The sequence below is a fragment of the Streptomyces sp. URMC 126 genome, assembly GCF_051386555.1.
GTDB lineage: Bacteria > Actinomycetota > Actinomycetes > Streptomycetales > Streptomycetaceae > Streptomyces.
Genome location: NZ_JBPQTX010000244.1, coordinates 1 through 10,788 on the forward strand (window position 1 = coordinate 1; position 10,788 = coordinate 10,788).

10 protein-coding genes are annotated in these 10,788 nt (G+C 71.6%); 1 reads left to right on the forward strand and 9 read right to left on the reverse strand.

Translation table 11 applies throughout. The features are described 5' to 3' along the window. Nucleotides 1-113: 113 nt before the first annotated feature. The 7 genes from ACSNOK_RS24730 to ACSNOK_RS24760 all read right to left on the reverse strand — a co-directional run bounded on the left by ACSNOK_RS24730 (nt 114) and on the right by ACSNOK_RS24760 (nt 8,179). Nucleotides 114-971, reverse strand: coding sequence for a thioesterase family protein (locus tag ACSNOK_RS24730; RefSeq protein WP_436782963.1), 858 nt, complete (start codon nt 969-971; stop codon nt 114-116). A 23-nt stretch (nt 972-994) separates the two neighbouring features. Then, nucleotides 995-1,702 carry a trimeric intracellular cation channel family protein gene (locus tag ACSNOK_RS24735; protein ID WP_436782964.1) on the reverse strand — a complete coding sequence of 236 codons (708 nt, stop codon included), beginning with the start codon at nt 1,700-1,702 and terminating at the stop codon, nt 995-997. A 72-nt stretch (nt 1,703-1,774) separates the two neighbouring features. Next, complete coding sequence (locus ACSNOK_RS24740) at nt 1,775-2,779, reverse strand: ABC transporter ATP-binding protein (protein WP_436782972.1); 1,005 nt, start codon at nt 2,777-2,779, stop codon at nt 1,775-1,777. 212 nt (nt 2,780-2,991) lie between these two features. After that, nucleotides 2,992-4,092 carry an ABC transporter ATP-binding protein gene (locus ACSNOK_RS24745; RefSeq protein WP_436782965.1) on the reverse strand — a complete coding sequence of 367 codons (1,101 nt, stop codon included), beginning with the start codon at nt 4,090-4,092 and terminating at the stop codon, nt 2,992-2,994. After that, nucleotides 4,089-5,087, reverse strand: a complete 999-nt coding sequence (locus ACSNOK_RS24750; protein ID WP_436782966.1) for an ABC transporter permease — start codon at nt 5,085-5,087, stop codon at nt 4,089-4,091. The genes ACSNOK_RS24745 and ACSNOK_RS24750 overlap by 4 nt, the downstream gene beginning before the upstream one ends. Before the next feature lie 136 nt (nt 5,088-5,223). Continuing rightward, entirely contained in the window at nt 5,224-7,005 is a 1,782-nt protein-coding gene (locus tag ACSNOK_RS24755) for an ABC transporter substrate-binding protein (protein ID WP_436782967.1), read from the reverse strand. Nucleotides 7,006-7,174: 169 nt separating this feature from the next. Next, a complete protein-coding gene (locus ACSNOK_RS24760; RefSeq protein WP_436782968.1) occupies nt 7,175-8,179 on the reverse strand; it encodes an ABC transporter permease in 1,005 nt (334 codons plus the stop codon). A 425-nt stretch (nt 8,180-8,604) separates the two neighbouring features. Between ACSNOK_RS24760 and ACSNOK_RS24765 the strand changes: the two genes are divergently transcribed. Next, the gene (locus tag ACSNOK_RS24765) at nt 8,605-8,877 is read left to right on the forward strand and encodes a hypothetical protein (protein WP_436782969.1); all 273 of its coding nucleotides are present in this window, start codon (nt 8,605-8,607) and stop codon (nt 8,875-8,877) included. Between the two features lie 73 nt (nt 8,878-8,950). Here ACSNOK_RS24765 and ACSNOK_RS24770 read toward each other — a convergent pair whose 3' ends face one another. Further along, nucleotides 8,951-9,712, reverse strand: coding sequence for an enhanced serine sensitivity protein SseB C-terminal domain-containing protein (locus ACSNOK_RS24770; protein WP_436782970.1), 762 nt, complete (start codon nt 9,710-9,712; stop codon nt 8,951-8,953). A 125-nt stretch (nt 9,713-9,837) separates the two neighbouring features. Continuing rightward, nucleotides 9,838-10,617: an enhanced serine sensitivity protein SseB gene (locus ACSNOK_RS24775; RefSeq protein ID WP_436782971.1), complete on the reverse strand. Its 780-nt coding sequence runs from the start codon at nt 10,615-10,617 to the stop codon at nt 9,838-9,840. Nucleotides 10,618-10,788: the final 171 nt, after the last annotated feature.

The following is a 10,788-nucleotide window of genomic DNA, read 5'->3' on the forward strand; positions in this document are numbered from 1 at the left end:
CCCCCCCCCCCGCACCCCCGCAACCGCGCTCCGCGCGGTTGTCCTCAAACGCCGGACGGGCTGAGGGGGGAGGCGGGGGCGTCCTCAAACGCCGGACGGGCTGCCGTAGCCCCTCAGGTCAGCAGTCGTGCCAGCTGTCGCGACTGCGCCACCAGCCGGTCCTCGCCGTCCCAGATCTCCGCGTCCTCCTCCAGGAAGCCCCCGGCGAGGTTGCGGGTGACGACCGCGATGCGCAGGGGGCCGGGAGCCGGGCGGCGGCGGACGTGGACGGTGAGCTCCACGGTCGGGACCCAGCCGATGATGCCCAGGTCGAAGGGGGTCGGCGGGAGCGCGTCCGCGGCCAGGAGGAGGGAGAACGGGTCCGGGTCGCGGCCGTCGGCGAAGTCGAACCAGCCGCGCATCTCGCCCCGGCCGGCCGGGCCGCCGGTCGCCCAGCCGGCGGTGGCCGGGTCGAGCGCCAGGTCGAGGCGGGAGACGATCTCGGCCGCGCCGAAGCCCTCGCCGCCGCCGAGGTCGTCGCGGGAGACGCAGTGCTCGCGCGGCGGCAGCTCCGGCGGCTTGGCGGTGGTGCGCACATCGTCGGAGAGCGCGTCCAGCTCGCCGTAGGTGGCGAGTACGCGCAGCCGCTCGACCTCGGTGCCGTCCTCGGCGGTCTGGAACAGGCTCGCCTGGCCGGTGGAGAGCGACCGGCGGGTGTGCACCGCGCTGCTGCGGACCACGGCCGGGCCCGGCCGGGTGGCGCTCAGGTAGTGGGCGGTCAGGGTGAACGGATCGGGGTGCGGCAGGGTGTCCGCGAGGGCCCGGGCCGTGATGGCGAGGAGGTAGCCGCCGTTGGCCGCGCCGAAGAGCGTCCAGCCCTGGTGGATGTGGACGTCGTGCTCGGCGGGGCCGTCCGCCGGGGCGCCGGGAGCGCGCGACGTGATCGCGGTGTCCCGGTCGAACTCGCTGTTGCCGATGCTTGCCAGTGCCATGCGGGCACCGTACCTCCGGTAGGTTACCGACGGGTAGCCTTACGCCCGGTGATCTGCGGCCCCACCCCGGGCTGCAGCTCCTCCGCCGCCGCGCTGCGCCGGTGCCAGGCGCGCGGGGCCCGCCAGTGGAAGCGCATGGAGAGCAGCCGCAGCCCGCAGCCGACGACGACCGGGATGGCGTTGGTGGGGCCGTGCAGTACGCCGTACTTCAGCATCAGGGCGGCCGTCGCGGCGCCGGCCATGGCCGGGACGGCGTACAGGTCGCGGTCCCAGCGCAGCAGCGACGGCACCTCGTGGGCGAGGACGTCGCGCAGTACGCCGCCGCCCACCGCGGTGGCCAGCCCGAGGGTGGCGGACTGGGTGAGGCCGAGCCCGTGCCCGTACGCCTTGACGGTCCCGGTGACGCAGAAGAGGCCGAGCCCGGCGGCGTCGAAGACGTTCACCGCGCTGGTGATCCGTTCCACCTCGGGGTGCAGGAAGAAGACGATGAACGTGGCGATCAGCGGGGTGAGGAAGTAGCCGAGGTCGCTGAAGGCGGCGGGCGGCACGGCACCGATGACCAGGTCCCGGAAGAGACCTCCGCCCAGTGCCGTGACCTCCGCCAGCACGGCCATGCCGAAGACGTCGAAGTTCTTGCGGACGCCGAGCAGGGCGCCGGAGATCGCGAAGACGAAGATCCCGGCGATGTCCAGCCAGTGCTGGACGGAGGGGGTGAACAGATCGGTGAGCACGCGACATTCTTACCGGTCGGCCGGGTGTCCCCCTTGTCCCGCCCTGGGAGGTTTCCCGCGGGGCCCCTCCGCTCAGGCCACCGCTTCCCCCGCCGCCCCCGCCGGCTCCTCCACGGATTCCGGGTGGTGGCAGGCCACCTGGTGCCCGGTCCGCAGCGCGGTCAGCACCGGCTCCTCCCGCCGGCAGACGTCCGTCGCCTTCCAGCAGCGGGTGTGGAAGCGGCAGCCGGACGGCGGCGAGATCGGCGACGGCACGTCGCCCTTGAGCAGGATGCGCTCCCGCTTGGCCCGCCGCCGCGGGTCGGGCACCGGCACGGCGGAGAGCAGGGCCTTGGTGTACGGGTGCATGGGCGCGCCGTAGAGCTCCCGGCGGCCGGCCAGCTCCACGATCTTGCCGAGGTACATCACCGCGATCCGGTCCGAGACGTGCCGGATCACCGACAGGTCGTGGGCGATGATGATGTACGTCAGCCCGAGCTCGTCCTGGAGGTCGTCGAGCAGGTTGACCACCTGGGCCTGGATCGAGACGTCCAGCGCGGAGACCGGCTCGTCGGCGATCACCAGCTTGGGCTTGAGCGCCAGCGCGCGGGCGATGCCGATGCGCTGCCGCTGGCCGCCGGAGAACTCGTGGGGGTAGCGGTTGTAGTGCTCGGGGTTGAGGCCCACCAGTCCCAGCAGCCGCTGCACCTCCTTCTTCACCCCGCCCTCGGGCGTGATGCCCTGGAGCCGGAAGGGCGCGCCGACGATGGTGCCGACGGTGTGCCGGGGGTTCAGCGAGGAGTACGGGTCCTGGAAGATCATCTGGATGTCCCGGCGCATCGGGCGCATCCCGGCGACCCCCAGGTGGGAGATGTCCTTGCCCTCGAACTCGATGGTCCCGCCGGTCGGTTCGAGCAGCCGGGTGACCAGCCGGCCCATGGTGGACTTGCCGCAGCCGGACTCGCCGACGACGCCGAGGGTCTCGCCGGGCCGGACGTCGAAGCTGACACCGTCGACGGCGTGCACGGCACCGGCCTGGCGGCGCAGCAGCCCCTTGGTGATCGGGAAGTGCTTGACCAGGCCCTCCACGCGGAGCAGGGGGCGCGCGTCCGGATCCGGGACGGCGGACGGGGCGGAGGACGAGGCCCCGGACGGGCCGCCGGACGGGGCCGTCGGCCGGGCGGCGCCCCCGGCCGCGGCGGGCGCCTCCTTGCCGAGCGGGACCGCTCCCCCGCCGGGCGCGGCCTTCTCCGGAGCGTCCGCGGCGACCGCGTCGTTGTCTTCAGGGACTTCAGGCACAGCTCGGTCCTTCACAGCTTGGGCGCAATCTCTTCGGTCCAGATCCGCGTCCGTTCCTCCTGCGTCATATGGCAGGCGGTGACGTGGCCCCGGCTCTTCTCCCCCGCCACCGGGCGGAGTTCGGGCCGTACGGTCCGGGTGACCCCCTTCTCGGGGACGTCGGCGTACGGGCAGCGCGGGCTGAAGGCACAGCCGGGCGGCACGTTGATCAGGCTGGGCGGGGAGCCCTTGACCGGGATCAGCCGCTCCGTCTGCTCGCGGTCGATGCGCGGCATGGAGCCCAGCAGGCCCCAGGTGTAGGGGTGCTGGGGCTCGTAGAAGACCTGCTCGGCCGGTCCGCGCTCGACGCAGCGCCCGCCGTACATGACGAGGATGTCGTCGGCCAGCTCGGCGACCACGCCCAGGTCGTGGGTGATGATGATGACGGCGGAGCCGAACTCCTTCTGCAGATCGCGGATGAGGTCGAGGATCTGCGCCTGGACGGTGACGTCCAGGGCCGTGGTCGGCTCGTCCGCGATGAGCAGGGCGGGGTTGTTGACCAGCGCCATGGCGATCATCGCGCGCTGCCGCATGCCGCCGGAGAACTGGTGCGGGTAGTCGTCCACCCGCCGGTCGGGCTGGGGGATGCCGACCCGGTCGAGCAGTTCGACGGCCCGCTTCCGGGCGGTCTTCTTGTCGGTGTCGTGGTGGGTGCGGTACGCCTCGGCGATCTGGGCGCCGATGGTGAAGTAGGGGTGCATGGCGGACAGCGGGTCCTGGAAGATCATCGCCATTTCCCGGCCGCGCAGCCGGCGGACCTCCTCGGGGTCGGCGCCGAGCAGCTCCCGTCCGTCCAGCCAGATCTCCCCGGAGATCCGGGCCTTGCGCCGGCCGTACTGGCCGACCGTGTGCAGGCCCATGATCCCGAGCGAGCTGACGGACTTGCCGGAGCCGGACTCGCCCACGATGCCCAGCGTGCGGCCCTTCTCCAGCCGGAAGGAGAGCCCGTCGACGGACTTGACCAGGCCGTCGTCGGTCGGGAAGTGGATGCGCAGGTCGCGGACGTCCAGGTAGGCGCGGCCGCCGGCCGGCTCCTCGGCCTCGGTGACGGCCGGCTCGGGGGTGGTGGTCATGAGAGCCTCACACGGGGGTCGATCACGGCGTAGAGCAGGTCCACCACGAGGTTGGCGATGACGACGGCGGTGGCGGCGATCAGCACCACGCCGAGGATGATCGGCAGGTCGCGGTTGTTGATGGCGGTGACCGCTGCCTGGCCGAGGCCGGGCAGGTTGAAGGCGCTCTCGGTGAGGATCGCGCTGCCGACCAGGGCGCCGAGGTCCATGCCGAGGATGGTGGCGATGGGGGTCATGGTGGAGCGCATGGCGTGTTTGCCGATCACCACCCGTTCGGTGAGTCCCTTGGCGCGGGCGGTGCGGATGTAGTCCTCGCCGAGGACCTCCATCATGGTGGCGCGGGTGAGCCGGGCGTACATGGCCGCGTAGAGGAAGGCGAGCGCGATCCAGGGCAGGATCAGCCCGCCGAACCAGCCGGCCGGGTCGTCGGCGAAGTCCACGTACTCGGACGAGGTCCAGCCGAGCTTGTACTTGAACAGCGCGAGCAGCAGCAGGGCGGTGAAGTAGATCGGCAGCGAGACGCCGGCCAGGGCGGTCATCATGGCACCGCGGTCGATCTTGGTGCCGCGCTTGAGGGCGGAGACCACACCGGCGGTGAGGCCGAACAGCAGCCAGATCACACAGGCGCCGCCCGCGAGCGACAGGGTCGGGGGCAGCCGGTCGGTGAGGATCGGCCAGACGGCCTGCTCGGTGCGGAAGGAGTAGCCGAAGCAGGGCGCCGGGCAGTGGTCGGTGGTGCCGCCCCCGGTGTAGTCGCGGCCGGTGAAGATGCCGGTGACGAAGTGCCAGAACTGGACCAGGACCGGATCGCTGAGCCCGAGCTTCTGCCGGATGCCCTCGATCGTCTCCGGGTCCGCCTGCTTGCCGACGTACATGGCGGCGGGGTCGGCCCCGGTGAGCTTGGGGATGGTGAAGAAGATGAAGAAGGTCACCAGTGTGACCACGAGAAGCATCACGATGACGGCGAACAGCCGCCTGACGATGTAAGCGAACACTGCGGTCGGCCCGGCGGCGGTCCGGTGGACGCGTGTCCACCGGACCGCCGCGCTCGGCCCTCACCTGCCCTTCGGGCCTAGCGGCGGGAGCGCCGGAGGAGCGGACGGACGACGGTCGGGTGCGGTCCGGGGACCGTCATCGGACGACGCCCAGGGAGGCGTAGTCGTACCGGCCGTTGAAGGCGTCCGTGGTGTAGACGTTGGTCAGCCGGGAGCTGCGCCAGATGATGTTCTTCTCGTAGGTGAAGGGCAGGTACCAGGCGCCCTCCATGACCTTCTTGTTCGCCTCCTGGTAGATCTTCCCCGCCTTCTGCGGGTCGCTCTCCGCGATGGCCTGGTCCATCAGCTTGTTGACCTCGGGGTCGTTGAGCTCGGGGTAGTTCTGGTTGGCGGTGTCGAGGATGAACCGGCCGTCGACGATGGGCTGGAGAAAGCCCTGGCCGCTGGGGAAGTCCGCGCCCCAGCCGAAGACGATGATCCCGTAGTTCTTGTTCTTGACGTTCGCCGGAGCGCCGACGACGGTCGACGACTGCGCGCCGTCGTACTGGTCGATCTGCGTCTCGATGCCGATCTTCTTCAGCGACGCCTGGAGCGACTCGGCCGTGGCGATCTCCTGCGGCTTGTTGTTCCGCACCGCGATGGTGGTCTTGAAGCCGTCCGGCTTGCCGCAGGCCTTCAGCTCCTCCTTGGCCTTGGCCGGGTCGGCCGCGCCCTGCTTGAGGTTGTACGGGTCGTAGGACGCGTCGTGGCCGGTGACGGCCGGCGGGATCATGTTGAGGCCGATGTCACCGCCCGCCTGGGGGCCGCCGCGGGCGGTCTGGAGGGAGGTGTGGTCGGCGCCGTAGATGACCGCCTTGCGGCAGTGCACGTTGTCGAAGGGCGCGACGGACTTGGGGAAGGCCGCGTACCGGATGAAGCCGGTCTGCGGGTTGTCCAGGTTGGCCTTGGCGGTCTGCAGCGCCTTCTGGCGGCCGGCCGAGCCCATGCCGGTGGCGTTGAGGTCGAGGTCGTAGTTGCCCGCGATCAGGTCGCTGTCCATCGCGTCGGCGTTGGTGGTGAACTTGACCGAGATCTTGTCCGGCAGCGCCTTGCGGACCTTGTCGGAGTCCTTGTTCCACTTGTCGTTGCGGACGAGGACCATGCTCTTGGTGGGGCTGTACGACTCGAACTTGTACGGCCCGCTGGAGAACGGCCGGAGGCTGTACTTCTCCGCGGTGTCCTTGTCCCGGGGCACCGGGCCCGCCGCCGGCAGCGCCAGCATCTGGAGGAAGTCGCCGTTGGGCTTGGCGAGCTTGAAGGTGATCGTCTTCTCGTTCGGCGTCTCGATCGCCGACAGGCCGAGCTTGTCCTTGCTCTCGTCCTTGTACGGGCCCTTGTACTTCTTCTCCGGGTCCAGGACCTGCATCAGCCAGGTGGGACCGCCGGAGATCTTGTCCTGTGCCCAGGTGCGCTCGATGCCGTACTTGATGTCCTGGGCGGTGATCGGTCTGCCGTCCTCCCAGGCGATCCCGTCCTTCAGGGTGAAGGTGTAGGTCTTCTTGTCGTCCGAGACCTTGCCCAGGTCCGTGGCCAGGTCCGGCACCAGCTCGGCGCTGGCGTGGCCCGGCTCCGGTTTGGAGGTCACGAGCGTACGGACGTAGTAGCGGGCGAAGTCCCAGGCGAAGCCGTAGTACATGCGCTGCGGGTCCCAGGAGTCGGACTCCTGGGTGGCGATGAACTTCAGCTCGCCGCCCTTCTTGTCGGACGGGCTGGCGACCTTCTCGACGCCCGCGTTGAAGCCGGGGCCCTTGCCGCTTCCGCCGCCGCCCTTGTCGTTCTTGCTGCCGCCGCCACCGCAGGCGGTGACCCCGACGAGGGCCGCGACCACCAGTGCCGCGCCCGCGGCCGTTCCGCGCCTCGAAGTCCTGTGCGTTGCCAAGATGTCGCGACCTCCGTGATCGTCGCGGACCGGGGAGCGGACCGCGATGGGGGTGGTTCCTTCAGCTCGTACTCCTGGTGCCGGAGGGACCCGACGGGCGGCGGTACGTTCCCGCCGTGTGCCGTCGTGCCGCTCCGCGAAGAGGGGTGTTGCCGTACGCGGGGGACGGCTAGCGCGATCCCTTGGGGTCCAGGGCGTCCCGTACGCCGTCCCCGAAGAGGTTGAACGCCAGCACGGTGACGAAGATGGCGAGGCCCGGGATCACCATGAACATCGGGTCGCCCTCATAGGTGTTGACGGCCTTGGAGAGCATCTGCCCCCAGGACGACGTGGGCGGCTTGACGCCGGCGCCGAGGAAGCTCAGCGCGGCCTCGGTGAGGACGTTGGTCGGGATCATCAGCGTGGCGTAGACGGTGATCGGCGCGACCAGGTTGGGCAGCAGCTCGCGGAAGAGGATGTACATCCGGCCGGCGCCCAGGCTGCGCGCCGCCTCGACGTACTCGCGCTCTCTCAGCGAGAGCGTCTGCCCGCGCACGATGCGCCCCACGTAGGGCCAGCCGAAGAAGCCGATCACCGCGATCAGGACGGCCATGCGGACGCCCGAACCGGTCAGCCCCCACAGCTCGTTGGGGACGACGGAGATCAGCGCGATGATGAACAGCAGCTGCGGGAAGGCCAGCAGGGCGTCCATCACCCGGCTCACCACGGTGTCCACCCAGCCGCCGAAGTAGCCGGCGATGATGCCCAGCACGGTGCCGATCACCACGGCGACGACGGCCGAGAGGAAGGCGACGAGGAGGGAGACCCGGGCGCCGTAGACCACCCGGCTGAAGACGTCCCGGCCGTTGACCGGCTCGACGCCGAACAGGAAGTCGCCGTTGATGCCGCCCCACGAGCCCTTGGGCGTGCCGAAGAGGGGGTCGATCTGGTCCTCGTGGTACTCGTTCGGCGGGTGGCCCAGCAGGTCCACGATCAGCGGGGCGAAGATCGCGACCAGGATCAGCAGCAGGACCACGATCCCGCCACCGAGGGCCACTTTGTCGCGCTTGAGCCGCGTCCAGGCGATGCGCCAGGGGGAACGGCCCTCGATGGTGGTGCCCGGGACCGGGATTTCCGCGTCGGCGACGACGGTCGCGGTCCCGGTCGCGCTCGTCTCGGGGAGTGGTGCCGTCATCGTTCGCTGGACCCCTCTCGGCCGGTGGGACCGGCCTCCGCCGGCCGCCCGGGGAGGCGGTCGGTCGACATCACTGACACATGCGGTGCTGTGCGGTGCTGTGGTGCGGGAAGTACAAGCGGAGCTGGTCGTACACCGGACCTGCGGGTCCTTGGAGCGGGAGTCTTCAACGCGTTCACGATCACCCGCCAGACCCGGCGAGCAATGGATGCGCAACCGTGATGTGCGATACGAGCTTCCGTTATACGGACGGAGACGGCCGCTCAGCGAGGGACACCCGTCAACTCGCTCCCCGGCGGAGGGTGTTACCCATGCGGCGCCGGAAACACCAGTACCATCCGTGACTTTGACGGGGTCGATGCGGGCGGCCAGGCTCACAGACGACCCCAGGCGACTCATTCGCCTCCGAAATCACAGGAGTTGACGTGACACGGAAACCGATCCACCGCGCCGCCCTGGCGGGCGCGGCGCTCACTCTCGGACTGACCGGCGCCCTGGCCGCGGGAGCGGCCGCGGTGGCGGCGCCCTCCGAGGGCACCGCGGTCTCCCGCGTGGCCGCCGGCGCGGGCCGCTACATCGACCTCTATGAGAGCTACCAGCAGTGCCAGGGCGGCGGCGAGTACTTCCTGCGCCACGGCGAGAGCGCCTACCACTGCTACGACGTGTCGGGCGGCTGGGAGCTCTGGGTCTGGGGCTGACCCGGAGGGCACCTACATCGCCCGCGGGCCGGTCCGCGTCCGGGCGGACCCCGTACGCGGCGCGGGCCGACGCCTAGTGCGGGTACCCGTATCCCGGCACCGGGGCCGCCGCGCCGCTCGGGGCGGCGTGCCCGTAGAACGGACGCGCGTGGGAGCGCATCCACAGCGCCACCGGGTCGAACTCGTCCGACATCGCCACCGTCGACACCGGGAGCCCCTCCGGCACCACGGCCACCACCTGCCGCATCATCGACCGGACCGACTCCACGGCGGGCGGCGAGGTGTCGTACAGGTCGAGGCCGATCGCCAGGTAGGCGGCGCCGATCGCCGGCTGGACCCAGGCGCGGCGCAGCGCCCGGACGGCGGGCGTCCGCTGGGCGTGCTGCGCGAGCAGCGCGTAGAACCGCGGGATGTCGGCAGTGGGTTCGGTGATCTGGAGGGGGCCGGCGGGCAGCCGGTCCAGGCCGCCCGCGATGCGGCGGAGGTCGAGCCAGGGGATGCCGACCCCGCCGCCGGGGGCGTGCGGGTTGAGCCACAGGCCCCAGCGGCCCGGGTAGAGCGACGCGGCGAGGGAGCGGCCGGTGACGACCTCGTGGGCGCGGTTCCAGCCGCTGGCGGCGAGCTCGCGCTCCGAGGTGACGCAGGGGGCGTAGCCGAGGCCGTCCACCTCCATGTTCCCGTACTGGGCGTCGGGCGAGCCGGGGCGGCCGTGCCAGAGCAGCATCCACAGCCGGCCCTCGGCGACGGCGTGCAGCAGCGACTCGTAGACGTCGTACCGCCCGGGCGCCACTTGGCGCAGCACCTGCTCCACGCCGCTCTCCGCGCCCGCGCTCACCTGATCCCGCCCCTTCTCCCGGCCGACGCTCGCGTCGCGTCCGCCCACTGCCTCACGGCGCGGTCGCGCCTCCCGTACGGTCGTCCAACCAGCTTACGAGGCCGGGGCGGCGCGCAGGGGAGCAGTCACCGGTCACGGTCGTAGAACGGTGTGACGCGGTCGCGCATCCAGTCGGCGACGGGGTCGCGGGTCACATCGAGGAAGACCGTGCGGACCGGCCAGGGGACGGGGGCCGAGCCCAGGGCGCGGCCCAGGGCGTCCACGGCGGCGGCGCGGCTGTCGTCGTCGGGGAGGTCGAGCTCGACGCCGACGAAGAGCTCCGGCGGGCCGCCTTCGACACTGGCCAGGGCGCGGCGGGCGGTGCGCACGGCGCGGGCGGCGGTGAACTCCAGGCCGGCGGCGGCGAGGAAGGCGGTGGGCTCGTCCTGCCAGTAGGGCTCGTGGAGGCGGACCCGGCCGCCGGTGGGCTCGCCCTCCAGCCGCAGCCGGCCGGCCCGGCAGAGCTCGGCGACGGCGGCGGGGGGCAGCGGCGCGGCGACCGTGCCCTCGAAGTTGACGACCAGGCCGACCTGCGGGGGCAGGCCGCGGGCGAAGTCCACGGCGGGGGCGACCGCGAAGGCCATGTGGTCGCCGATGACGCGGCGGAACTGCTCCTCGGAGCTGAAGACCGGCACGAACGCGGCGCCGTCGAGCTCGACGGTGGGCAGGTCGAGGTCGGGGCTGTCGGGGCCGCCGCCCTTGGGCAGGGGTATCCAGATCTCGCTCCGGCCGAGCGCCTCGACGACGCGCTCGCCGGTGCCGGGGACGCCCGCACAGGCGGCGAGGGTCTCCTCCAGTTCGTTGGCGGGCCAGCCGGGGGCCTCGCCCCGGACCCGCTCGATGCCGTGCAGCTCGGGGCCGCTCATCCGTTCTCCCCACGGTCTCGTCGCGATCGCACCCGCACCTTAACGGCCGGCTCCCCGTCAGGAGCCGGGAGGGGCGCCGTCACCGGAACGGCCGGGCGGGGGGCGGCGGTCTCGGAAGGCGGTGCGGGCTGTGCAGCAGACATGGTCAAGGCTCCCGGGCAGCGGTCGCGG

Coding starts and splice junctions, on each gene's coding strand:
- ACSNOK_RS24730 (WP_436782963.1), bottom strand. CDS start 971: ATGGCACTGGCAAGCATCGGCAACAGCGAGTTCGACCGGGACACCGCG.
- ACSNOK_RS24745 (WP_436782965.1), bottom strand. CDS start 4,092: ATGACCACCACCCCCGAGCCGGCCGTCACCGAGGCCGAGGAGCCGGCC.
- ACSNOK_RS24760 (WP_436782968.1), bottom strand. CDS start 8,179: ATGACGGCACCACTCCCCGAGACGAGCGCGACCGGGACCGCGACCGTC.
- ACSNOK_RS24775 (WP_436782971.1), bottom strand. CDS start 10,617: ATGAGCGGCCCCGAGCTGCACGGCATCGAGCGGGTCCGGGGCGAGGCC.